This window comes from Bradyrhizobium sp. MI1.7 (assembly GCF_055811795.1).
Window position 1 is genome coordinate 26,245 of the sequence record NZ_JBVVPO010000012.1, and the last position, 23,855, is coordinate 50,099.

General features: G+C 64.3%; 24 protein-coding genes. 18 read left to right on the top strand and 6 right to left on the bottom strand.

Annotated features, from left to right (window positions below):
- Positions 1-17: 17 nt before the first annotated feature.
- Positions 18-1,613 carry an ABC-F family ATP-binding cassette domain-containing protein gene (locus tag AC0L3X_RS13980; RefSeq protein WP_063981064.1) on the top strand — a complete coding sequence of 532 codons (1,596 nt, stop codon included), beginning with the start codon at positions 18-20 and terminating at the stop codon, positions 1,611-1,613.
- Between the two features lie 54 nt (positions 1,614-1,667).
- Here the strand turns inward: AC0L3X_RS13980 and AC0L3X_RS13985 are convergent, their stop codons facing one another.
- The gene (locus AC0L3X_RS13985; RefSeq protein WP_071909716.1) at positions 1,668-3,002 is read right to left on the bottom strand and encodes a dicarboxylate/amino acid:cation symporter; all 1,335 of its coding nucleotides are present in this window, start codon (positions 3,000-3,002) and stop codon (positions 1,668-1,670) included.
- A gap of 163 nt (positions 3,003-3,165) precedes the next feature.
- Here AC0L3X_RS13985 and AC0L3X_RS13990 point away from each other — a divergent pair, with 163 nt between their 5' ends.
- Positions 3,166-4,485: a solute carrier family 23 protein gene (locus AC0L3X_RS13990; protein WP_063981066.1), complete on the top strand. Its 1,320-nt coding sequence runs from the start codon at positions 3,166-3,168 to the stop codon at positions 4,483-4,485.
- 74 nt (positions 4,486-4,559) lie between these two features.
- Positions 4,560-5,396 (top strand): SDR family oxidoreductase, encoded by an 837-nt coding sequence (locus AC0L3X_RS13995; protein WP_063986088.1) that lies wholly within the window; start codon positions 4,560-4,562, stop codon positions 5,394-5,396.
- 52 nt (positions 5,397-5,448) lie between these two features.
- On the opposite strand, the gene AC0L3X_RS14000 is transcribed toward AC0L3X_RS13995, so the two are convergent.
- Positions 5,449-5,709: a DUF1488 family protein gene (locus AC0L3X_RS14000; RefSeq protein ID WP_063981067.1), complete on the bottom strand. Its 261-nt coding sequence runs from the start codon at positions 5,707-5,709 to the stop codon at positions 5,449-5,451.
- Between the two features lie 427 nt (positions 5,710-6,136).
- Here AC0L3X_RS14000 and AC0L3X_RS14005 point away from each other — a divergent pair, with 427 nt between their 5' ends.
- From AC0L3X_RS14005 to AC0L3X_RS14030, 6 genes are all read left to right on the top strand, one after another.
- The gene (locus AC0L3X_RS14005; protein ID WP_084794963.1) at positions 6,137-6,367 is read left to right on the top strand and encodes a hypothetical protein; all 231 of its coding nucleotides are present in this window, start codon (positions 6,137-6,139) and stop codon (positions 6,365-6,367) included.
- 10 nt (positions 6,368-6,377) lie between these two features.
- Positions 6,378-6,782 (top strand): hypothetical protein, encoded by a 405-nt coding sequence (locus tag AC0L3X_RS14010; protein WP_063981068.1) that lies wholly within the window; start codon positions 6,378-6,380, stop codon positions 6,780-6,782.
- 68 nt (positions 6,783-6,850) lie between these two features.
- Positions 6,851-7,222 (top strand): signal transduction histidine kinase, encoded by a 372-nt coding sequence (locus AC0L3X_RS14015; RefSeq protein ID WP_187387922.1) that lies wholly within the window; start codon positions 6,851-6,853, stop codon positions 7,220-7,222.
- A gap of 185 nt (positions 7,223-7,407) precedes the next feature.
- Positions 7,408-8,229, top strand: a complete 822-nt coding sequence (locus tag AC0L3X_RS14020) for an NAD-dependent protein deacetylase (RefSeq protein WP_028151461.1) — start codon at positions 7,408-7,410, stop codon at positions 8,227-8,229.
- Positions 8,230-8,362: 133 nt separating this feature from the next.
- Complete coding sequence (locus AC0L3X_RS14025) at positions 8,363-10,447, top strand: hydantoinase/oxoprolinase family protein (RefSeq protein ID WP_473316473.1); 2,085 nt, start codon at positions 8,363-8,365, stop codon at positions 10,445-10,447.
- Between the two features lie 2 nt (positions 10,448-10,449).
- A complete protein-coding gene (locus tag AC0L3X_RS14030; RefSeq protein ID WP_063981071.1) occupies positions 10,450-12,099 on the top strand; it encodes a hydantoinase B/oxoprolinase family protein in 1,650 nt (549 codons plus the stop codon).
- 27 nt (positions 12,100-12,126) lie between these two features.
- Here the strand turns inward: AC0L3X_RS14030 and AC0L3X_RS14035 are convergent, their stop codons facing one another.
- Both AC0L3X_RS14035 and AC0L3X_RS14040 read right to left on the bottom strand, forming a co-directional pair.
- Positions 12,127-13,296, bottom strand: a complete 1,170-nt coding sequence (locus AC0L3X_RS14035) for an alpha/beta fold hydrolase (protein WP_063981072.1) — start codon at positions 13,294-13,296, stop codon at positions 12,127-12,129.
- Between the two features lie 23 nt (positions 13,297-13,319).
- Positions 13,320-14,732 (bottom strand): DUF4403 family protein, encoded by a 1,413-nt coding sequence (locus tag AC0L3X_RS14040; protein WP_063981073.1) that lies wholly within the window; start codon positions 14,730-14,732, stop codon positions 13,320-13,322.
- A 96-nt stretch (positions 14,733-14,828) separates the two neighbouring features.
- On the opposite strand from AC0L3X_RS14040, the gene AC0L3X_RS14045 reads away from it, so the two are divergent.
- The 4 genes from AC0L3X_RS14045 (at position 14,829) to AC0L3X_RS14060 (ending at position 18,290) form a co-directional block, all read left to right on the top strand.
- Positions 14,829-14,960 (top strand): hypothetical protein, encoded by a 132-nt coding sequence (locus tag AC0L3X_RS14045; RefSeq protein WP_256376460.1) that lies wholly within the window; start codon positions 14,829-14,831, stop codon positions 14,958-14,960.
- A gap of 376 nt (positions 14,961-15,336) precedes the next feature.
- Entirely contained in the window at positions 15,337-17,055 is a 1,719-nt protein-coding gene (locus tag AC0L3X_RS14050; RefSeq protein ID WP_063981075.1) for a pyrroloquinoline quinone-dependent dehydrogenase, read from the top strand.
- Positions 17,056-17,144: 89 nt separating this feature from the next.
- Positions 17,145-17,486: a c-type cytochrome gene (locus AC0L3X_RS14055; protein ID WP_135214749.1), complete on the top strand. Its 342-nt coding sequence runs from the start codon at positions 17,145-17,147 to the stop codon at positions 17,484-17,486.
- 36 nt (positions 17,487-17,522) lie between these two features.
- Entirely contained in the window at positions 17,523-18,290 is a 768-nt protein-coding gene (locus AC0L3X_RS14060) for a substrate-binding periplasmic protein (RefSeq protein WP_063981076.1), read from the top strand.
- Between the two features lie 71 nt (positions 18,291-18,361).
- Here the strand turns inward: AC0L3X_RS14060 and AC0L3X_RS14065 are convergent, their stop codons facing one another.
- Complete coding sequence (locus tag AC0L3X_RS14065; protein ID WP_063981077.1) at positions 18,362-19,006, bottom strand: glutathione binding-like protein; 645 nt, start codon at positions 19,004-19,006, stop codon at positions 18,362-18,364.
- Between the two features lie 106 nt (positions 19,007-19,112).
- Here AC0L3X_RS14065 and AC0L3X_RS14070 point away from each other — a divergent pair, with 106 nt between their 5' ends.
- Positions 19,113-19,757 (top strand): TetR/AcrR family transcriptional regulator, encoded by a 645-nt coding sequence (locus AC0L3X_RS14070; RefSeq protein WP_028151469.1) that lies wholly within the window; start codon positions 19,113-19,115, stop codon positions 19,755-19,757.
- A 187-nt stretch (positions 19,758-19,944) separates the two neighbouring features.
- Here the strand turns inward: AC0L3X_RS14070 and AC0L3X_RS14075 are convergent, their stop codons facing one another.
- The gene (locus AC0L3X_RS14075) at positions 19,945-20,910 is read right to left on the bottom strand and encodes a 2-hydroxyacid dehydrogenase (protein WP_063981078.1); all 966 of its coding nucleotides are present in this window, start codon (positions 20,908-20,910) and stop codon (positions 19,945-19,947) included.
- A gap of 141 nt (positions 20,911-21,051) precedes the next feature.
- Between AC0L3X_RS14075 and AC0L3X_RS14080 the strand changes: the two genes are divergently transcribed.
- The 4 genes from AC0L3X_RS14080 to AC0L3X_RS14095 all read left to right on the top strand — a co-directional run bounded on the left by AC0L3X_RS14080 (position 21,052) and on the right by AC0L3X_RS14095 (position 23,852).
- The gene (locus tag AC0L3X_RS14080; protein WP_063981079.1) at positions 21,052-21,420 is read left to right on the top strand and encodes a YciI family protein; all 369 of its coding nucleotides are present in this window, start codon (positions 21,052-21,054) and stop codon (positions 21,418-21,420) included.
- Positions 21,417-22,718: an RNA polymerase sigma factor gene (locus AC0L3X_RS14085; RefSeq protein WP_063981080.1), complete on the top strand. Its 1,302-nt coding sequence runs from the start codon at positions 21,417-21,419 to the stop codon at positions 22,716-22,718. Before AC0L3X_RS14080 ends, AC0L3X_RS14085 begins: the two co-directional genes overlap by 4 nt.
- A 78-nt stretch (positions 22,719-22,796) precedes the next feature.
- On the top strand, positions 22,797-23,333 hold the full coding sequence (locus tag AC0L3X_RS14090) for an SRPBCC family protein (RefSeq protein WP_473316474.1): 537 nt from the start codon (positions 22,797-22,799) through the stop codon (positions 23,331-23,333).
- Positions 23,334-23,438: 105 nt separating this feature from the next.
- A complete protein-coding gene (locus tag AC0L3X_RS14095; RefSeq protein ID WP_063981082.1) occupies positions 23,439-23,852 on the top strand; it encodes a VOC family protein in 414 nt (137 codons plus the stop codon).
- Positions 23,853-23,855 lie beyond the last annotated feature (3 nt).

Sequence of the window (23,855 nt, forward strand, 5' to 3'; positions counted from 1 at the left end):
TGCTCACGGGGAATTCCATGCCTGCATCGATTATTCTGTCGAACCTCTCGCTGTCCACGCCTGACGGCCGTCCTCTCCTTTCCGACCTCAACCTGACATTTGGTGCCGAACGGGCTGGTCTCGTCGGCCGCAACGGCGTCGGCAAGACAACGCTGCTTGCTGCGATCACCGGAGAGCACATTCCCCAAGCGGGACGCGTTCTCGTGAGCGGAACCGTGGGAATGCTCCGCCAGGACGTCCAGCTTCCTGCGGGCGCCGCGGTGATCGATCTGTTCGGCGCGCGCGCAGCGCTGGAGCTGCTTCGCCGTGCCGAGCGGGGCGATGCATTCGCCGACGAAGTCACCGACGTCGACTGGACGCTCGAAGCGCGGCTTGCGTCCGCGCTCGCGCGTGTCGGGTTCGATCCTGATACCGACACGGAGCTGGATCGTTTGTCGGGCGGGCAGGTCACGCGGATCCGTCTGGCCGCGCTGGTCTTCGCCGAGCCGGACTTCCTGCTGCTCGATGAGCCCACCAACAATCTCGATCGGGATGGACGTAAGTCAGTGGTCGATCTGCTCGCAGGCTGGCGGGGCGGGGCGATCGTCGTCAGTCACGACCGCGACCTGCTCGAGACCATGGATGCCATCGTCGAGATGACATCGCTCGGGGCAAGACGGTACGGCGGCAATTGGAGCAGTTACCGCGAGCAGAAGGCCATCGAGCTCGCTGCCGTCAGGCACGACCTTGCGCATGCCGAGAAGCATCTCGCCGAGATCGACGGCAAGGCGCAGGAGGCAGCGGAACGCAAGGCGCGCAAGGACAGCGGCGGCAGGAAGAAGCGCGCCAAGGGCGACATGCCGCGCATTCTCGCCGGTGCACGCAAGGACCGCAGCGAGGACAGCGGCGGAAAGACCGCGCAGATCGCCGAGCGGCGGCGCGCGGAGGCGATCGAGGCTGTCGACACGGCTCGCCGCCGCGTCGAGATTCGCCAGCCGCTGTCGGTCAAGCTGCCCCCGACCGGCCTGCCGGCGGGCAGGGAGGTGGTATGGCTCGATCGCGTCAACGCCGGCTATCAGCCGGAGCAGCCGGTCCTGCGCGATCTCTCACTCACGCTCGTCGGCCCGGAGCGCGTCGGGGTCGTCGGGCCGAATGGTTCCGGCAAGACAACGTTGCTCAAGCTCGTCACAGGCGAGTTGCGCCCGTTCGCGGGCACCGTGCGGGTCAGGCCGGACTTCGCGCTGTTCGACCAGAAGGTCAGCCTGCTCGATCCCGCGATCTCCATCCTGGACAATTTCGGGCGTCTCAATCCGAAAGCGAGCGCGAACGAGTGCCATGCTGCCCTGGCCCGGTTCGCGTTTCGCGCCGATGCCGCCGCGCAGATCGTGGGGAGCCTGAGTGGCGGACAGCTGTTTCGTGCGGGCCTCGCCTGCGTTCTAGGCGGGGCGGCGCCGCCGTCCCTGCTCATCCTGGACGAGCCGACCAATCATCTCGACATCGAGTCCATCGAAGCCATCGAGGCAGGCTTGAGGGCCTATGACGGCGCGCTGCTCGTGGTCAGTCACGACGAGGCGTTCCTGCAGGCGATCGATATCACGCGCAGGGTCGAGCTGGTCGCCAACACTGCTCTCTAAGGCCCGACAACAAGAACCCGACGCCCTGCCCCCAGCGGGGCTGCGTGGCGCGGCCTACGAGGCCGCGCTGCCGCCCGGTTCGAGCGCCTCGCCCATCTCCAGCGGATGAGCCATGGTCTCGTGCAGAGCCTCGCGATCGAGCTCGCCTTCGGAGATGCTGATGACGACGCAGGCGATACCGTTGCCGATCAGGTTGGTCAGCGCGCGGCACTCGCTCATGAACTTGTCGATCCCGACCAGGATCGCGATCGACTGGATCGGGATGTCGGGAACGATCGAGAGCGTCGCGGCAAGCGTGATGAACCCGGCGCCGGTCACGCCCGAGGCGCCCTTCGAGGTGATCATGGCGATGCCGAGAATGCCGAGCTCCTGCCAGATCGTCAGATGGGTGTTGGTCGCCTGCGCCAGGAACAGCGTCGCCAGCGTCATGTAGATGTTGGTGCCGTCGAGGTTGAAGCTGTAGCCGGTCGGAATGACGAGGCCGACCACCGAGCGCGAGGCGCCGAGATGCTCCATCTTCTGGATCATCTGCGGCAGCACCGTTTCCGACGAGGAGGTGCCGAGCACGATCAAGAGTTCGTCCTTGATGTAGGCGATGAAGCGCAGGATCGAGAAGCCGGAGAGCCGCGCGATCGAGCCCAGCACGATCAACACGAACAGGATGCTGGTGAGATAGAACGTGCCGATCAGGGCCGCGAGGTTGAGCAGCGAGCCGAGGCCGTAGGCGCCGACGGTGAACGCCATCGCGCCGAACGCGCCGATCGGCGCGACGCGCACGATGATGCGGATGATGCCGAAGAACATTTTCGCGGCCTTGTCGATCGCCTCCGCGATCGGCTCGCCGGCCTTGCCGAGGAAGGCGATGGCGAAGCCCGACAGGATCGAGATCAGCAGCACCTGAAGCAGGTCGCCGCGCGCGATCGCGCCCACATAGCTGTCGGGAATGATCGCCATCAGATGGGCGACGATACCCTCTTCCTTGGCCTTGGTGACGTAGGTCGCCACCGATTTCGGGTCGATCGTGGCGGGATCGATGTTGAAGCCGTGCCCGGGCTGGAGAATCTCGCCGACCAGCAGGCCGATGGCGAGCGCGACGGTCGAGACCGTCTCGAAATAGATCAGCGACTTCAGCCCGACCCGGCCGACGCGCTTGAGGTCGCCCATCGAGGAAATGCCGTGCACCACGGTGCAGAAGATCACAGGCGCGATCATCATCTTGATCAGCGCGATGAAGCCGTCGCCGAGCGGCTTCAGCTCCTTGCCGAGATCAGGATAGAAATAGCCGATGAGCACCCCGAGTGCGATCGCGATCAGGACCTGGATGTAGAGGATCTTGTACCAGGGTTGATGCCGGCGATGGACGGCTGGCTGGATCGCGACTTGTGTCATAGTGTGTGCCCCGGAACGCATTGATTTTTGATTCTGCATGATCTGGATTTTGCAAGCTTTGAATCTTGCATGACTCGCATCATGTGATGGTCGCCGCAGAAGCGACAATCACATTTTTGTCGGATCGCACGAAGATCGGTCGCTGCACCGCAACGGGGGGAATATGACAACCACGATGGGCTCGGACGAGCAGCCGCAGAGCTATTTTCCGCGCTGGAAATTCAAGGCCTCGGGCGTGATCATGCCGGAGGAACGGCTGTCATGGGGCCAGACCGTCGTCTCCGGTCTCCAGCATTGCGTAGCGATGTCGGGCTCGACGATCATCGCGCCGTTGCTGATGGGGTTCGATCCCAATGTTGCGGTCCTGTTCTCCGGCATCGGCACGCTGATCTTCTTCGTCATCGTCGCCGGGCGCGTGCCGAGCTATCTCGGCTCGAGCTTCGCGTTCATCGCCGTCGTCATCGCCGCCACCGGCTATGCCGGGCAGGGGCCGAATCCAAATCTCTCCGTCGCGCTCGGCGGCATCGTTGGCGCCGGCGTGCTCTACGGCGTGATCGCGCTGATCGTGATGTGGTCCGGCGTTGGCTGGGTCGAGCGCCTGATGCCGCCGGCCGTCACCGGGGCCGTGGTCGCCGCGATCGGCCTCAATCTCGCGCCCGTGGCGGTCAAGGCGGTGAGCGTCAACGCGTTCGACACCTGGATCGGGCTCGCGACGGTTCTGATCATCGGCGTGGTGGCCGTTGCCGCTCCAGGCCTGTGGCGCCGCCTGCCGATCATCCTCGGTGCGATCGGCGGATATCTCCTGTACCTGCTGTTCGCAAACGGCCTCGGCTTCGGCAAGCCGATCGACTTCGCGCAGCTCGCGGCCGCGCCGTGGTTGGGCATGCCAAGCTTTACCACGCCGACCTTCCAGGCCGATGCAATCTTTCTGATCGCGCCGGTTGCGGTCATCCTCGTCGCCGAGAACCTCGGTCACATCAAGGCCGTCGGCGCGATGACGGGCCGGAGCCTCGATGGCTATCTCGGCCGCGCCCTGTTCGCCGACAGCCTCGCGACCATCGTGGCGGCCTGCGGCGGCGGCACCGGCGTCACCACCTATGCCGAGAACATCGGCGTCATGGCGGCGACGAAGGTCTATTCGACACTGTTGTTTGCATTCGCGGCCACGGTCTCGATCCTGCTCGGCTTCTCGCCGAAGTTCGGCGCACTGATCCTGTCGATTCCCGGCCCCGTCATCGGCGGCCTCTCGATCGTGCTGTTCGGATTGATCGCCGCGATGGCCGGACGGATCTGGGTCGAGAACAAGGTGGATTTCGCCAATCCTGCGAACCTGATCACCGTCGCCGTGGCGCTGACCGCGGGCGCCGGCGACCTCACGTTCAAATTCGGCGCGTTTACGATCGGCGGGATCGGCACGGCGACCTTCGGCGCCATCATTCTCTACCAGATCCTGACCTCGCCGCTCGCGCGCCGCGCCGGGTGAATCCCTGCGATGCGCAAGCGGGATGGAACAAAACGCCGGTTCCGTCCATGATGAAGCATCCCCGGAGAAAGTTCATGCCGCAGACCGATCGCTCGACCCCGTTTTCCTCCCGCCTCGTCGGCCAATACGCGCTGGTGACCGGTGCCTCGCAAGGCATCGGCCGCGCCATCGCCATTCGGCTCGCGCAGGAGGGCGCGACCGTCGCCATCAACTATGTCGATCACCCCGAGAGGGCCGAGGAGACGCTCGCGCTCGCAAGGACAGGATCGGCTGACCGCGGCCACGGCAAGCTCGATCATGTCGTCGTCAGGGCCGATGTCAGCAATGAGCAGGAAGTCGCCGCGATGTTCGAGACAGTGCTTTCGCGCTGGAAGCGGCTCGACTGCCTCGTCAACAATGCCGGCTTCCAGCGGGAGTCGCCGAGCGAGGAGCTCGACATCGACACCTACCGCCGCATCATCGACGTCAATCTCAACGGCGCCGTGCTCTGCGCGCAGAAGGCGCTCGCGCACTTCGTCGCGCGCGGCGGAGGCGGCAGCATTATCAATTGCTCCAGCGTCCACCAGATCATTCCGAAGCCCGGCTATCTCGCTTACTCGATCAGCAAGGGCGGCATCGCCAATCTGACACGCACGCTGGCGCTGGAATTCGCCGGCCGCGGCATTCGCGTCAATGCGGTCGGCCCCGGTGCGATCGACACGCCGATCAACGCGGCCTGGACGGGTGATCCCGCCAAGCGCGGCGTCGTCACCAGCCACATTCCGCTGGGACGGGTCGGCACCCCGGAAGAGATCGCCGCCGTGTTCGCCTTCCTCGCCTCGGATGACGCCAGTTACATTACGGGCCAGACCATTTACGCCTGCGGAGGCCTGACGCTGTTCCCCGAGTTTCGCGAGAACTGGGCGAGCTAGAAACGTGGATTCACGACCGAAACCACGAACTCATCATCCCATGCCGAACGCTTCAAAAATCTGCTGCGAGCAGGTCGTAGGAGCCCCGGCTGCCGCGGACATACTTCCTGGCCGCAGCCGCACATATCAAGTCGCGGTTGGAATCGAACGCGATCAGAAATCCCGATTCGCTGGAACGGGTGCCCGGTTGAATCCGCTTCAATGCGTCTTCGTCGATGAAGAACGAGGCCTCGATGGCGCTGTCGTGTCCCCAGAACCGCACGGCATGCCGCGTCCGATCATACGAGCGGCTGTGATTTGGAAAGTCGATCATGGTTCAGGCCGATCAGGTTGCAGGTGCCGCGCGCCGGCCTTTTCGCCGTTTGAGTCGGAGCTCGCCGGGTGGCCGACGCTCGACCCGCGTACGTCAGGAACACGGACGTTCCGTCCAGACGAAGACGCGCCGGTTGCGCCTCTCTCAAATGAAGATTTGGCAACAGGGCAGCAATCCGATTCAATGCCGATCGCGACAAATAGTTTCTTGATAAGCCTCGCTATTCGGCGAAGGGATCACTAGATACAGTTTATCACCGCGCGCCCCTCGGCTGTCATCGGTGACTGAGAGCATTGCGCTCCCGCCAGAACCAACAGGCGGTCAGTATGTCGGATTCCCCTAGATTCAGCCTTCGCGAGTGGCTCGTACCTCCGGTCTTGCTACCGGTTTTCTTCGTGGTGTTGATCGCCGCAGCGATGCTCATACAATGGTAGCCGGTCTTGGCGTGCCTTCGCCATCGGCTCAAGCGAGCAGCTCGTCAGAATCGATCCCGGCCTCTTTGGCTTGCGAGTTGAGCGCCAGGGCGATCAACGCCCTCGACCTTGCCCGCAAGATGCCGTCGGGAGACAAGCGCACGGTGGCAATGCGCCGGGCAGCGATTCTCGGAAATGCCGCTGAAATCCTCACGTATTTCTCGGCGGCGAAGGATCGCTGTTGAAGGAGCCCGCATGTTTAAATTTCTGCAGTATCGTGCAAAAGCGGCCGCGTATGGCGAACTGGCGAGGAATTCGCCCGGCAAAGCCGATACGCGCAAATTCGAACAACTGCAGGATAGCCACACATCGCGCGCGGACAACGAGCAGATGCTCGCGGACCAATACGTGGATGCAGTCAATGCCGGGGGGACGGAGCGACTGCGCGGCGCAGCCCTCGCGGCGGAGGAAGAGCGCGTTTTGCGCTGTCTCGGTGCGGCCGTCATCATGCAATGGAATTCATTGCCGACGACGCTCCAGCGGGAGATCTTCGATACCGCCGGATCGGTTGGGACATTGCTGGATACGGCGGCGCTCCGTGGGCAGATTGCCCGGTTTCTTCACAAGCATAGGCACGACGCCGATCCCGCCAAGATCTGACATGTTCAGGGGCTGAGCGAGAGGCGCGGTTCGCGAAGCATATGGACGCAAACAACAGGAGGATCCAGATGGCACTGACAAAATTCCGTATCGATGAACAGCCGCATGCCATGGACGGTCTGCGGCTTCTTGCCCAGGAAGGCACGAGAGAAGTCGAGGCGTTCGTCAGTCGCAAGGTGATGGACGTTTGGGCCGAATCGATCGAGCACAGTGGCGGACGTCAGAGTTTGTTCCGGAAGCAATACAGCGCGCTTGGGAAACGGAACTTTGCCGCGCTTGAGCGCATCGTGAGCGCCAAATACCAGCGGGGCACCGCGTTCAACCGTCAGCATCCGTTTGTCGAGGTGTTGTTCTCGGACATCGCGGAAAGCGGGGAGACCTTGAATCTCAGCGAACTGGTGCGCGAGCCGTTGCCGCCGGCATTTCACCGGCGCGCCTGATCCGATTGGAACGCCGCCCGGTAGCGGTCACTGGTTTGCCAATGTGCCCCGTCATGAAGATGGGAGGCGTGGAGGCTCTGGCCGACCTGCTCGGGCTGACGCAGGCCAAAAACTGATCGCCGGCTTCGAGCTGCTGGCGCGGGAGTGATCTGGCAAAACGACACGGCGTGAACTACATCTGCGCCATGGCAAACCCTCCACAGGCAAACCGTTCGCTCGAAGATTTCGTCGGCCGGCACGAACGTTTGTTCGTGCTGACCGGCGCCGGCTGCAGCACCAATTCGGGCATTCCCGATTATCGCGACAGCCACGGCAACTGGAAGCGGACCCAGCCGGTCAATTTTCAGGCCTTCATGTCGGAAGAGCCTACGCGTCAGCGCTATTGGGCGCGCAGCCTGATCGGCTGGCGGCGGTTCGGCCAGGCGAGGCCGAACGATGCGCATCATGCGCTCGCCCGTCTCGAGGCGAGCGGGCGCTGCGAGATGCTGCTGACCCAGAACGTCGACCGGTTGCATCAATCCGCCGGCCACCGGCAGGTGATCGACCTGCATGGCCGGCTCGATCTGGTGCGCTGCATGGGCTGCGGAGCGAAGACCCCGCGCAACGAATTCCAGGATAGGCTCGGCCGTGCCAATGCGGAATGGCTGACGCTCGACGCCGCCGATGCGCCTGATGGTGACGCCGATCTCGAGCATGCGGATTTTTCCTCGTTCAAGGTGCCCGCCTGCGAAGCCTGCGGCGGCATCCTCAAGCCCGACGTCGTGTTCTTCGGCGAGAACGTCCCGCGCGATGTGGTCGCCACCGCGCAGGATCATCTGGCGCAGGCCGACGCCATGCTGATCGTCGGCTCCTCGCTGATGGTCTATTCCGGATTCCGCTTCGTGCAGGCTGCCGCGAACCGGCAGATCCCGATCGCCGCGGTCAATCTCGGACGCACCCGCGCCGACGATCTCCTCACGCTCAAGGTCGAGGAGCGCTGCGAGGCGGCGCTTGCATTCCTGCTCTGAGCGCGTGGGCCGCACCCTTCTACCGCATAGGTGCCACGCAAAACGGCTCGGACGCTTCACCCCGGGCGTTGTCGCTGGTATGAAAATTGCTGCGGTTTTCGCACAGTTTGTCGATCAGCACGGAGAATTTGGAATGCTTGAGGGAGCCGAGGTGCGGCTTGCCGTTGATATCGGTGGCACGTTCACCGACATCGTGCTGGACGTGGGGCAGGATCGCAAGACGCGCAAGGTGCTGACGACGCCGCAGCGGCCCGAGCAGGCGGTGCTGGATGGCATGCGTCTCATTCTCACTGACGCGCGCGCGCATATGAGCGACATCGACGTCTTCATTCACGGCACGACGCTCGCGACCAATGCGATCATCGAGCGCCGCGGCGCCAAGACCGCGCTGATTGCGACCGACGGCTTTCGCGACGTGCTCGATATCGGCACCGAGAGCCGCTATGACCAGTACGATCTCAGCATCGACAAGCCGAGGCCGCTGGCGCCGCGGTCGCTCCGCTTCACCGTGCCGGAGCGGATCGACGCACACGGCGCCGTTCGCCTCCCGCTGGACGAGGCGGCAGTGCGTGCACTCGCGCCAAAATTGCGCGCGCTGAACGTCGAGAGCGTTGCGATCGCCTTCCTGCACTCCTACGCCAATCCCGAGCACGAGCGCCGCACGGCCGCGATCCTCAGCGAGGAGATGCCCGGCATCTCCGTGACCGTGTCCTCTGCGGTGTGTCCGGAGATCCGCGAATACGAGCGCACGTCGACCGCGGTCGCCAACGCCTATGTGCAACCCCTGATCGACGGCTATCTCGCCCGCATGGCGGATGCCTTGCAGGTCGAGCAGTTCCGCGGCGCGATCTATCTCGTCACCTCCGGCGGCGGCGTCACCTCGATCGAGACGGCGCGGCGCTTTCCGGTGCGCCTCGTCGAATCCGGTCCCGCCGGCGGCGCGATCTTCGCGGCGCAGATCGCAGCGCGGCTCGGCGAGAGCAAGGTGCTGTCCTTCGACATGGGCGGCACGACCGCAAAAATCTGCCTGATCGAAAAATACCAGCCCGAGACCTCGCGCGTGTTCGAGGTCGATCGCGCGGCACGCTTCCTGAAGGGCTCCGGCCTGCCGGTGCGCATCCCCGTGATCGAGATGGTCGAGATCGGCGCCGGCGGCGGCTCGATCGCGCATGTCGATGCGATGAAGCGCGTCACCGTCGGTCCCGAGAGCGCCTCGTCGGAGCCGGGACCTGCCTGCTACGGCCGCGGCGGCCAGCGTCCGGCCGTGACGGACGCGGACGTTACGCTCGGTATGATCGATCCTGATGCCTTTGCGGGTGGCACGATCAAGCTCAGCCCGGAGCTTTCGAAGGCGGCGCTGTTGCGCGCCGTCGGCGAGCCGCTCGGCCTGTCGGCGGAAACTGCGGCTTATGCCGTGCACGAGGTCGTCTGCGAGAACATGGCGAGCGCGGCGCGCGTGCATGCGGTCGAGCGCGGCGAGATCGTCGGCCAGCACACGCTGATCGCCTTCGGTGGCGCCGCGCCGCTGCATGCGGCGCGTGTCGCCGAGAAGATCGGCGTCTCGCGGGTCATCGTGCCCTCGAATGCCGGCGTCGGCTCGGCCGTCGGCTTCCTGGCTGCTCCCATTGCCTATGAGCTGGTGCGCAGCCGCCATGTCCGCCTTGATGATTTCGACACGGAGGGGGTCTCGGAGCTGCTCCAGGAGATGGTGACTGAAGCGCGCGCGCTGGTGGAGCCGGGCGCGGCCGGTGCGCCGGTGCGCGAACGCCGCGCGGCCTTCATGCGCTATGTCGGACAGGGCCACGAGATCTCGGTCGAGCTGCCGAACCGGCGGCTGACATCGGCCGATCTCGCCGGCCTGCGCCAGAAGTTCGAGGCCGACTATTCGGCGATGTTCGAGCGGCCGATCCCGGGCGCCGCGATCGAGGTCCTGAGCTGGTCGGTGCTCGCGACCACCGATGCGCACAATCCTTCCGTCGTCGCTTCCGTTGCGCGCAAGCCCGCCGGCAAGGCCTCGGGCAGCCGCAAATTCTTCGACGGACGCGCGGGGGAAGTGATCGAGATCCCGCTCTATCGCCGCGAGGACATGGCACCGGGCGCGACCATTGCGGGTCCCGCCGTGATCGCCGAGGACGAAACGTCCACCTTCGTCTCCAACAGTTTTGACGCCCATATCGACGGTGCCGGCAGCATCGTCATGGAACGAAAGGCGGCCTGACCATGAGCAAGGCAAATGGCGCGAGCCTGATCGACCTCCAGATCATGTGGCACCGGCTGATCGCTGTGGTCGAGGAGCAGGCGCAGGTGCTGCTCCGCACCGCCTTCAGCCCGATCGTGCGCGAATGCGGCGACCTCTCTGCCGGCGTGTTCGACCTCAGGGGACGGATGCTGGCGCAGGCGGTGACCGGCACGCCCGGCCACGTCAACTCGATGGCGGAATCGGTCAAGCACTTCATTGCGCATTTCCCGATCGAGACGATGGAGGAAGGCGACGCCTACATCACCAACGATCCCTGGATGGGCACAGGTCATCTCAACGACTTCGTCGTCACCACGCCCTGCTTCAAGGACGGCAAGCCGGTCGCGCTGTTTTCCTGCACCAGCCACCTCATGGACATCGGCGGCATCGGCTTCGGCCCTGATGCCACCGACGTGTTCATGGAGGGGCTCTACATCCCCATGCTCAAGCTGATCGACCAGGGCGTCGTCAACGAGACGCTGATGGCGATGATCCGCACCAACACGCGGCTCCCGATCGATACCGAGGGCGACACCTATTCCCTGGCCGGGTGCAACGACGTCGGCTGCGAACGTCTGGTCGAGATGATGACCGAGTTCGAGATCGACACGCTCGACGAGCTCGGCGACTATATCTGCGATCGCTCGCGTGAGGCCGTGCTGGCCGAGATCGCAAAGCTGCCGAAGGGCAGCTGGCGCAACAGCATGGTCGTGGATGGTTACGATGCGCCGGTGACGCTCGCCGCGACGCTGACGATCTCCGAGACGGGCATCCATGTCGATTTCGACGGCACCTCGGCCGCTTCGAAGTTCGGCATCAACGTGCCCCTGTCCTACACCACGGCCTACACCGTGTTCGGCCTCGGCTGCGTCGTCGCCTCGCAGATCCCGAACAATGCCGGCTCGCTCTCGCCGCTGACGGTGTCGGCTCCCGCGGGCGCGATCCTGAATGCGCCGAAGCCGGCGCCCGTGGCGTCGCGTCATATCGTCGGACAGATGCTGCCGGACGTGGTGTTCGGCTGCCTGCGCCAGATCATTCCGGAGCGCGTGCCGGCGGAAGGCACCTCCTGCCTGTGGAATCTCAACGTCCGCGGACAGACCCGCTCAGGTGCCGGCGGCAATTACGGGTTCTCGATGGCGGTGACTTCGAATGGCGGTACCGGCGCGCGCTTTGCGAAGGACGGGCTGTCGGCCACCGCCTATCCGAGTGGTGTGCGCGGCACGCCGGTCGAGATCGCGGAGACGCAGACGCCGCTGATCTTCTGGCGCAAGGAGCTGCGCCCGGATTCCGGCGGGGCAGGGCGCACCCGCGGCGGCCTCGGCCAGATCATCGAGGTCGGCAGCGGCATCGATGCGCCCTTCGACATCCTCGCTGCATTCGATCGCATCGATCATCCGCCGCGCGGTCGCGACGGCGGCAAGAACGGCGAGGCCGGCTATGTCGGATTGAAGTCCGGCCAGAAGATGCGTGGCAAGGGCTTTCAGACCATTCCACCGGATGACCGGCTGCTGGTGATGACCCCGGGCGGCGCCGGTATCGGCGACCCCAAGGAGCGCGATCGTGCAGCGATCAAGGATGACGTTGAGAGCGGTCTCGTGTCGGCTGACAACGCTGTTGCCGTTTATGGGTAGCTAACGCTCCGGCAACGACTGCGGCGATTACCCGCCGCAGTCGTTCGGCGCCGGCTTCCCGGTAAAGCGGTCGGTCATCCAGTTCACAGCGGCCATCGTGCTCGCCTGCGCGGCGCGGCCGTGTCCGATGTTGGGAAGGGTGACCATTTTCACGGGGCTGCCCGCCTTGCACAGCCGGCCCATATAGGCGCGCGTCACCGCGGGCCGGATGATCTGGTCGACAGTCCCTTGAGCGAGGAACACTGGCATGCCGGCGGGCAACGTGGCGGCGCTGTTCTTCTCCAGCAGCGAGCGCCAGGGCTCGCGCTTGGTCGGATCCGGCACGGTCAGAAAATATTTCTGGAGCGGCCGCTCGGTCCGCTGCCGGATGAAGATATCGAAGGGACCTTCGATGCATTCGCGCGCCAGCCGGTCGATCGCCGGAAGTGCGCGCGGATCGACGACACCGTCGAGCGCGGCGTCGTAGACGCGATGCCATGACCACAGCGTCATCGCTGTGATGTTCTTGCCGCCGACTGAGTTGATGTCGTCGCTCATCAGCGTGGCGAGATCCGTCGCGGGCGCCGCAGCGGCAACGCCGAGCAGATGGAGATCGGGCGCATAGGTCGGCGCCAGCTGCCCGGCAAACAGCACAGCCTGTCCGCCCTGCGAGTGTCCCCACAAGGCAAAATTCTTGGCCCCGCCGGCGCCCGGCAGATCGCGCGCGACGCGCACGATGTCGAGCACGGCGCGGCCCTCGCTCTCGCCGACGAGATAAGGATGCGGACCCGGCGTGCCGAGCCCGGGATAGTCGGTCGCCGCGACGATGTAGCCACGCGCCACCATCGAGCGCAGTCCCTGGATCTGCTGGAACAGGAAGATCGCGAGCGACGGCGCGCAGCGCGGCACGATGCCCGAGGTCGGATGCGCCCAGGCGACGATCGAGCGGCCGCCCGGTGGCGGCGGTCCTTGCGGCACGATGACGACGCCCGAGACGAGAATGGGCTCGCCCTTCAATCCGGTCGAGCGATAGAGCACGCGAAAGGCCGATGCGCCGAGCGGCGCGCCATCCATTGGCTCTTGCCGCACCAGACTGCCAGGCGGTCCGTCCGCAAGCGATGCCGGTGCGTCGTAAAATGCCGATTGCGCGTGGGCAGTCACGATGCCGGCGGCGAACATGACGAGTGCGGCCATCAGAGCGCGGGCGGCGACAAGCATTTGCGATCCGCTCCAGCGCACGATCACATCCCGTACAGGATTTTCAGCTCGCCGCTCGCGCGCAACGCGAGTGTGATCCCGTCGGCAAGCAGCAAGGCCTTGTCGAACTGCACCGAGGAGAGCTTGCCTTCCATACGGAAGCCGTCCTTGAGCGGACGCGTCAGCCGCTGGTTCGCCGCCATCAGCAGGTTCTGGTAGGAGACGCCATAGTCAATGTTCACGGCCTGCTTCAATTGCGCGACGATCGACTGCAAGCCGGGGTTTGCCTCTCCGTCCTGCGCGGCGAGATCGAGATCGGCAAGCGCGACGCTCTTGCTGGTATCGTCCACCTTCAGTGCGCCGGAGAGATAGCTCCATTGGCCTGCATTGGGGTCGCTGTCCGACGTCTTCGCAAGACGCAGGCCGATCACAAGCTTGCCCGCCGACGGATAGACCTGAACCTCGCGCAACGCGCTGTCTTGCGCCGGCAGCGCGGCGATCGCCTGGCTGATCTTGTCCTTGATCGCGTCATAGCCGAGCCGGACCGGAAGGATGACGTCGAACGTTCCCGGCGTGGTCACGTCGGTGCCAAGCGGCGGCAGCGATGTCGGGGTGACGCTCGTACCCTGCTGCCCAATCGACGTCACGGCGCTGCCGGAGAGTTCGAGCGAGCCGGACAACACCTTGTCGTTGGCCCGCACGCCGGCAAATGCGGCAGCTTGCGGCGTCACTTGCAGCCACACCGGCGGCTCGTCGGCGAGCTTCATCGGTTCGAACGCATGCGTCCAGGCAGCGGCCGCCTTGTCGCGCAGATTGAGTTTCCTTGCTGCGGCCAGGGCACGTGATCGCACGCGCGCGAGCTGCGTGCGGATGCGCGGCTCGACGTAGGGCGCAAGATCGACCTCGCGGCCGAGCACATGCAAATAAGGTGCTTCGCTCCAGTGGAAGGAGTCGCTGAAATTCAGGTCGAGCGACCAGTCCTTGCGCAGCGCGGGCCGTGCCTCGGCCTCGATCGTCGCGCGCGCTTCGGTCTGGCCGCGGATGCGCGCGGTGAAGCGGTTGGCGCCCTGGCCTTCGGCCGCGCCGTAGATCGAGACTGCACCATAGACTCGGTCGCCGCGGCCATAGAGCGAGACGCCGCTGGTGCGATTGACGAAGCCAAACACGTCGCAATTGGCGTTGACACGGAACATCAGTACGCGGCGGTGCACGCAGTTGACGCGCTCGTCGATGGTGGCAAGCCGCTTGGGGATATCCTGCTCGATCGCCTTGGCGAGCGCGGGAAGACCGAACTCGATGGTTGCGGACACTCGCGAGGTCGCGGCGAGCGGCGCCGGCGGATCGGGAGCGAGCGGCGGCTTGTCGGCGGCGTGCGCGACTTGCGCGAGTGCGGTGAGGGCGAGCGCAACAAGCCCGGCACGTTTCGTCGAACGAACAATTCGCAAAGAAACGGGCATTCTTCTTATTCCAGCTTGGCCCTGCTTCGCGCCCAGGCCGCCGGCCGCGGGGCCATTCGGTCTTCAGAGCAAAATCGCGGTAGGAGAGGGCGGTCGGTGGATCAATTATTGCTTGTATTCAATGGTCGCGTATCGCGGCACTTGTATGGCGCGGCGTCGCGCTTTGAGCAAGGCTTTGTATATCGCTCCGGCATGATGGCCGTTCTTGAATTGCTCAAAAGAGATTGACGCCGCCCCCGTCCAAATGATCACGCGATGAAGCTTCTCCGTGGGCGCTGCGATTTTTGAGTCCGAGATCTGCGGCCAAGACGAAACGGTCAGCGCAGCTGACGTTTCGAATTCGTGCTGCGCGTTAAATTCGCGCCGCTCGCGCATTCCATCTTTGCGCCCTCCCTCATCCGGCGTACTCTGTGAGAGCGAGCAGGAGTGCAACAGCAACCAGTCCAGGAAACGTAGCTCCTTTTGGCGATGTCCGCCGAGAGAGATCGAGAGCTGTTGGCAGCTCATATGCGATGGAGAAGAACCGACACTTAGCGAGCTGCAAACATCCCTCGCAGCGTCTGCGAGACACGAGTTCAACAAAACACAAAAGCGGGAGGAACGGATGAAGAAGCGTTGGTGTAATTCTGGTCTACCTCTTGTTGTCGGCGCGACACTTGCGGCGTCGGCGGCGTTGGCCCAATCCGTGGATACTGCCCGGATCGAGAACGCCGGTCAGAACGATTGGCTCACCTATCATGGTTCATACAAATCCCATCACTACAGCCCGCTCGCGCAGATCAATGCGAGCAACATCGGCAATCTGGGCGTAGCCTGGACGCACATTCCCGGACGATCGACGCGCGGCCTGCAGTCAATGCCGCTCGTGGCCGACGGCGTGCTCTATTATTCGGGTTCGTACAGCCGGGTCTTTGCGCTGAACGGCGCGACCGGCGAGGTCATCTGGTCGTTCTTTCCGGAACTCGATGAGGCGCTCATCAGCCGACAGACCCACTCGCCCTACAACCGCGGTGTAGCCCTTGGTGAAGGCAAGGTCTTCGTCGGTACGATGGATGGTCGTTTGTTCGGGCTCGATGCGAAGTCGGGAAAGGTTCTCTGGGAAACCAGGCTGATCGACTCGCAGAAGCTCACGGTCGGCTTCACCGGCGCGCCGCTTTACGCGAAGGGAAGCGTCATCATCGGCTCGCAGGGGGGTGAATGGCCAGGTCGCGGCCCGATCTTCGCCGTCGATGCCACCACCGGCAAGAAGAAGTGGGAGTTTCTGACGGTCGCGGGCACCGACGAGGCCATGAAGACCTGGGGCAACGATTCCTGGCGCACGGGCGGTGGCGGCGGCTGGATGCCGGGCACCTACGACTCCGAGACCAACTCCGTCCTGTGGGGCACCGCGAACCCGGCGCCGCTCTACGATTGGTCGGGCGCTGATTACAAGACGCAAGGTGCGCGTCCCGGCGACAATCTCTATACGAGTTCGGTCATCGCTCTCGATATCGATACCGGAAAGCTGAAATCCTACCATCAGGAACTGCCTCACGACGCCTGGGACTTCGACAGCGCCGTCGGCGAGTTCGTGATGCTTGAGCGCGATGGCCAGAAATACGTGGTTCATCCGAACAAGGGCGGCTTCGTCTTCGTCTACGACCGTAATCTTGGCGTGAAGAACGTCTGGCGGCTGGTTGAGAACATCAACTTCGTCAAGGATATCGATCCCAAGACGGGCGCGCTGATCGGCCGTCGCGATTTCCCTGTCGGGAAAGTCACTGAAGTACCGCTGTGTCCCTTCATTGGCGGCGGCATCAGCTGGAATGCCGGCTCGTACAACCCGAAGACCGGTCTTTATTACAAGATCGGCCAGGAATGGTGCATGACGCTGGATATTCAGAAGACGACGCCGGTCACCGCGCCCCAGGTCCAGCTCAACATCGGCGCCGACTTCAAGATGGTGCCGCCTCCGAGCGGCGAGATCTACGGACATCTCGACGCGCGCGACCCGATAACGGGCGCGAAAAAATGGGAGGTTCGCTTTCCCGAGCCGCCGCTTGGGAGCGTTTTGTCGACCGGGGGTAATCTTGTGTTCGTACCCGACTCCCGTGGCATCCTTCACGCCTACGATGCCGAAACCGGGGCCGAGTTGTGGAAGCACAACAACGGCACCGGCCACCAGGGCGGTATCGTCAGCTACTCCGTCGGCGGCAAGCAATATATCGCCGTGGCGGCCGGCTTCGGCGGCATGCTGGCGGACGAATATGCGCCAAACTTCGGCGGCGTCTACAAGAGCATGCCGCGTGACGACGGCGCCCTCGTCGTCTTCAGCTTGAAATAGTCTGTCTCAAACGATCTGCCGAGGAGCGGGTGGCAAACCCGCTCCTCGGTCGATTGCAGCGGCGGGCGTGATTCAGGAATGGAGCGGACGTGTTGAAACTGCATTTGAAGTCGCTTCCGGCGGTGCTGGGCGCTTCGTTGCTGTGCGTTGTGGTGGCTCGAGCTCAATCTGCCACGCCGGCGCCGGACAACGGGTCACTGGACGTCGAGCAGTTGTTCGCAGGCACCTGCGGCTTTTGCCACTCCGACGGCGGCCGAGCTGCTGGCAGGGGACCGCAACTGATGAATTCGCAACGAGACGACGAATTTCTGCACAACCGTATCAAGATCGGCAAGCAAGGTGCGATGCCGGCATTCGGCGAGAGCTTCAGTGACGCGCAGATCGACCAGATCGTCAAATATATCCGCGCCTTGAAGCCGCGCGAGGGCTGACCCGCCGGGACCTGATCCATCCAGATGAGACGCGGCATGAAGGCAATTGTCCTGATTATCGTCGGTGCCGCCATCGGGCTGTCCGGACCGGCGCAGGCGCGAACCCTGGAGGCGATCCGCGCGAGTGGCGCGCTCGGACTCTGCGCGCATCCCAACTCGCTTCCTTTTGCGCGCAAGGGCGGCGATCCATCCGGCTTTCAGGTCGAGTTGGGACAGGTGCTGGCACGCGAGCTCGGTGTCTCGCTACGGCTCGACTGGATCATCACGCAGTACCAAATGCGCAGCGCCAATTGTGACATTCTTCTGGATGTCATCGCCGATCGCGAAGCGCAAGGCGAGACCCGCTTGAGGATCTCGAAACCGTACTATCGCACGGGCGTCGCGCTCGCGGTGCCGTCATCCAGCGCGCTCACATCGTTCAAGAGCCTCGGCGAGCATACCAAGGTGGGGGTGCAGGTCGGCTCTGTCGCCGCCATGATCATCGGTCAGCGGCACGTGCCCATATCGATCTTCGGCTTCGAGACCGACAGCCTCGACGCCGTATCAAACAAGGAGATCGATGCGGCTGCGGTCACGCCCACCGCGGCGGGCTACTTCAATCTGACGCATCCTGACAAGGCACTCCGGATTCTGGATCGCGACGAGGGCGTGGCCGATCTCAACTGGAATGTCGCCGTCGGCATGGTCCGCCCGGATGATGCGTTGCGCGAGGCGATCGACGGAGCGCTGGAACGGCTGCGCAACGACGGCACGATCGATCGGATCTACGGTCGCTATGGGATCGTGCTGCAAGCGCCGAGGTAGCTGAATTGCCGAACGAACGACGCCGTCCCGGTTTGGCCAGGACGACGTCGTTATGAATATCTCGCTTTGGCTTAGGCCGCCGCTTTCTTCCGCGCCTGCTCGGCCTTGTACAGCTCGAACTCTTCGGCGATCGCCTTCGCGACCGACGGCCGCTGGCGCAGGCGGTCGTGGTACGCCTTCACGTTCGGCCATTTGGCGAGCTCGATCGGCGGGGTCGCCATGGTCCAGTTGATGACCGTGACGAGATAGGCATCCGCCACGCTGAAATGGTCGAGCAGGAAGTCGCGCCCCTTCAGGTAGTTCTCGAGATAGTCGAGCCGCGACAGGTTCTTCTCCAGCGCATAGGCCTTGGTTTCCTGCGGCGCCTTGCGGTCGAGCAGGGGGATGAACAGGCCCTTGTGCAGCTCGGTGCCGATGAAGCAGAGCCATTGATGCAGCCGGGTGCGATCGATACCCTGGGCCGCACCGAGGCCGGATTGCGGGAACCGATCCGCGACATATTGCAGGATCGCGGCGTTCTCGGTCAGCACCACGCCCTCGTCGGTGCGCAGCGTTGGCACGAGCCCGATCGGGTTGACCGTGCGGAAGTCGGTGCCGTCGTTCAGCACTGTCTTGGTCGGCGGATCGACTTCGAGATAATTCGCTTCGGCGCCGGCTTCATACAGCGCGACGCGGGTCGCCATCGAACAGGCGAGCGGCGAGAAATAAAGATCCATCTTGGGCCTCCTTGGGCAATTCCTCTTTGGGTGTCGCTCAACCTGGCCAGATTGATTTTTGTACCATCTTGTATAATATCGCGGCGGTCAAGGATTAATTTGCGAAATGGTACAAAAATCGAAGCCGCCAGCTGCCGCCAATGAACCGAAGCGGCGTGGCCGTCCGCGCGCCTACGAGCCCGACGTCGCGCTCGGCAAGGCGCTCGACCTGTTCCGCCGGCAGGGTTTTGCGGCGACGTCACTGGACGATCTCAGCGAAGCGACCGGCATGAACCGGCCGAGCCTCTACGGCGCCTTCGGCGACAAGCGCGAGCTCTACATCAAGAGTTACCAGCGCTACCGCGAGGACGCGCGCGCCTCGATGGTCGAGATCTTTCGCCAGGAGATGCCGGTGCGCCAGCGGCTCGAGCGCATCTTCGCGTCCGCGCTGAACATCTATCTCTCCGGCGAGACCGGTCCGCGCGGCTGCTTCACGGTGGTGACCGCGGCGTCCGAAGCCGTCGGCGATCCCGAGATCCGTGCCATGGTTCTGGATGGACTGACCGAGCTCGACAAGGCCTTTGCCAGTTGCTTCCGCCGCGCCAAGGAGAAGGGCGAGCTGCCCGCGAGCGCCGACCCGGCCGTGCTGGCGCAGCTCGCCTCCGCAACCGTGCATTCGATCGCCATCCGCTCCCGCGCCCGCGTGTCGCGCAAAGAGCTCGAGGCGATCGTGAAGGGTGCGATTGACGTGATGGTGGGGGCCAAAAGTTAGGCCGTCGTCCCGGGGCGCGCGCAGCGCGAGCCCGGGACCCATAACCACAGGGAGTGGTTTGGCGACGACTGGTCGTTCGGTACTGCGACCATCCGCAACGATAAATCACGCGGTATGGGTCCCCGCGTACGCGGGGACGACAGCGAGAGTGGGGCGCGTGCGTGCCTCTCTCAGTCTGCCGAAGCGTCTAATATCCCCGTGCCCGGTCCACCACGTTCTCCAGCGCCCCGCCGGCCTCGAACTTTGCGATTTGCTCGGCGACATAGGCCGAGATTGCATCCGCGTCGGTGTCGGCCGCGTTGTGCGGGGTCAGCAGCACCTTGGGGTGGGTCCAGAACCGGCTGTCGGCAGGCTGCGGCTCCTGCACGAAAACGTCGAGCGAGGCCGCGCCAAGCGTGCCGTCGTCGAGGCAGGCCAGGATGTCGGCCTCGTTCTGCAAGCCGCCGCGACCCGCATTGATCAGCACGGGCGCGCCGAGCGGGCTGTTGCGGTTGAGCTTGGTGAAGACGTCGCGGTTGAGGATGCCGTGCGTATCCGGCGTCAGCGGCAACAGTGAGACCAGGATGTCGGTCTTGCGCAGGAACGCATCGATCTGTGCGGCGCCATGGAAGCATTCGACGCCCTCGATCGTGCGCGGGCTGCGGCTCCAGCCGGTAACGCGGAAGCCGAGCCGGCGCAGCACGTCGGCGGCATCCGCCCCCAGCGTGCCAAGCCCCATCACGCCGACGGTGACGGCGCTCGCCGGCCACTGATATTGCGGCTCCCAGCGTTTTGCGCGCTGCGAGTCTCGCAAGTACAGCTCCTGGCGGTGGTGCATCAGCACGTGCAGCACGACATATTCGGTCATGCGATTGGTGAGATCAGGCACGGCGACGCGCACCAGCGGCACGTCGGGCAGGCTCTTGTCGGCCATCAGCGCGTCGACGCCCGCGCCCAGGTTGAAGATCGCACGCAGGTTCGGAAAAGAGCCGAGGTCGCCCGGCACCGGCTTCCATACCGCGGCATAGTGCACCTCGGCCGGATTGAGATCGGAATCCGGCAGCAGAACCACACGGCGACCGCCGCAGACCGCGTCGAACCGGGCCTTCCAGCGCTCCGGCAGCCAGTTCTGCTGCGTGCTGTTGATCAGGACGGCCAGTGTGCCCATGCTCATTCGAAGTGCCTCGTCGGTTCCGTTTTGAAAACCCTCCTTGGCACGATCCGACGGATTTTTCTCGCAAATTTTTTCCGCAGCCCTGTCGGGGCGGGGCATATTGGATCGTCTTAAAAACAAGCGTTCAGGAAGGTGCTGCCCATGCTTTATGCGATCCTCTGCTATCACGACGAGGACTTCGTCGGCTCCTGGAGCAAGGACCAGGACGAGGCCGTGATGAAGAAGCTCGCCGTGGTGCAGGACAAGCTCACACAGCAGGGCCGGCTCGGTCCGGTGGCGCGGTTGCTGCCGACCACGGCCGCGGCGACGCTGCGCAAGGAAGACCCGCCGCTGGTGCTCGACGGCCCCTATGCGGAGACCAAGGAGCAATTGCTCGGCTTCTACATCGTGGATTGCAAGAACCTCGACGAAGCCCTCGACGTCGCGCGCGACCTCGGCGCGGCCAATCCCGGCGGCGCCTATGAGGTGCGCCCCGTCGGCGTATTCCGGCCCGGAGGAATTTCGACGTGAGCGAGGCCGACACCGCCTGGATCGAGACCGCGCTGACCTCGGCGCGACCCCAGGCGGTCGGCGCGCTGCTGCGCTATTTCCGCGATCTCGACACCGCCGAAGAGGCCTTCCAGAACGCCTGCCTGCGCGCGCTCAAGACCTGGCCGCAGAACGGGCCGCCGCGCGATCCTGCGGCCTGGCTGATCATGGTCGGCCGCAACGTCGCCATCGACGAGGTCCGTCGCGCCCGCAAACAGCAGCCGCTGCCCGAGGACGACCAGGCCATCTCCGATCTCGACGACGCCGAGGGCGCGCTCGCCGAGCGGCTCGACGGCTCGCACTACCGCGACGACATTTTGCGGCTGATGTTCATCTGCTGCCATCCGCAGCTGCCGGCGACCCAGCAGATCGCGCTGGCGCTGCGCATCGTCTCCGGCCTCACCGTGAAGCAGATCGCGCGCGCCTTCCTGGTCTCGGAAGCGGCGATGGAGCAGCGCATCACCCGTGCCAAGGCGAAGGTCGCCGAGGCCGGGGCGCCGTTCGAAACGCCTGGCGCGGTCGAACGCTCCGAGCGGCTCGCCGGCGTTGCCGCAATGATCTACCTGATCTTCAACGAAGGCTATTCGGCCAGCGGCGACACTGTGGAGATCCGAAAGCCGCTGTGCGAGGAAGCGATCCGGCTGGCGCGGTTGCTGCTGCGGCTGTTCCAGAGCGAGCCGGAGATCATGGGGCTCGCAGCGCTGCTGCTGTTGCAGCATGCGCGCAGCGCCGCGCGCTTTGCCGCGGACGGCGCGGTGATCCTGCTCGACGACCAGGATCGTACGCTGTGGAACGGCAACATGATCGCGGAAGGCCTGGCGCTGATCGACAAGGCGATGCGCCATCGCCGCAGTGGTCCCTATCAGGTCCAGGCCGCGATCGCCGCGCTGCATGCGCGCGCGTCGACGCCCGAGGAAACCGACTGGACGCAGATCGACCTGCTCTACGGCGCGCTCGAACTGATGCAGCCTTCGCCGGTGGTGACGCTCAACCGGGCGGTTGCGGTCTCCAAGGTGCGCGGGCCGCAAGCGGCGCTCGAGCTGATCGAGCCGCTGGCGCCGAAACTCACCAACTACTTTCATTTCCACGGCGTGCGTGGTGCCTTCCTGATGCAGCTCGGCCGTAACGACGAAGCCCGCATCGCCTTCGACCACGCCATCGCACTCGCCAATACTTCGGCGGAAGCCGCCCATATCCGCATGCACATTGATCGCCTGATCCGGGACAGCCAGCCGAAGGGCGCCAATGGCGGCGCCAGGCAGGGCGCAAAGGCAAAGTGACGGCCAAAAATTTCGTCCCGCCGATTGTCGGCTCCCGCCGTTCCCCTTCGTCTTAATTCCATATCCAGGGAGCCACTCATGCTGAAAGCCATTGCCATCATCGCCGTCGTCCTCGCCGTCGGCATAGTCGCGGTCCTCGTCTTCGCATTGACAAAACCCGATACGTTCCGTGTCGAGCGCTCGCTCGCCGTGAAGGCGCCGGCCGATGCGATTTATCCGCACGTTGCCGATTTCCATTTCTGGATGAGCTGGTCGCCCTATGAGGATCGCGACCCCGGCATGAAGCGGACCTTCGGCAGAACCGCGTCAGGCAAGGGCGCGACCTATGCCTGGGATGGCAACAATAATGTCGGCGCCGGGCATATGGAGATCCTCGAGGCGAGCACGCCGTCGAAGCTTCGGATCAAGCTCGATTTCGAGCGCCCGTTCGAAGGCCACAATACCGCCGAGTTCACCTTTGTGCCGCAAGGCGATGCCACATTGGTCACATGGGCGATGTACGGTCCGGCGCCGTTCATGTCCAAGGTGATGCAGGTGTTCATCAACATGGACAACATGATCGGCAAGGACTTCGAGGCCGGCCTCGCCAGCCTGAAGAAGCTCACCGAGAAGTAACGAGGCTAGCTGCCCCAAGGAGCAGCCAAGGAGCAGCCAGGAAATCGCCAAGAAACTGCGAGGAACTGCCAAGGAATCGCCAAGAAAACGAAGAGGAGAGAAACGATGATCAATGCCTATCTGTTCTATCAGGACACCTGCGAAGCGGCGTTCAACTTCTACGCCAAGGTTTTGGGCGGCAAGATCGACGCCATGATGCGCTCATCGGAAGCGCCGCCGGACATGCCCGCCGCGCCCGGCCGCGAGAAGATGATCATGCATGCGCGGATGTCGTTGCCCGACGGCAGCGTGCTGATGGCCTCCGACGCGCCACCCGAGCATTTTCAGAAAGCCCAGGGCTTTTCGATCTCGCTCACGGTCACGGACCCCGCGGATGGTGAGCGCAAGTTCAACGCGCTCGCCGACGGCGGCACCGTCACCATGCCCTTCAGCAAGACGTTCTGGGCCAAGGGCTTTGGCATGTGCGTCGACAAGTTCGGCATTCCCTGGATGGTGAACTGCCCGGCCGAGGGCATGTGACGG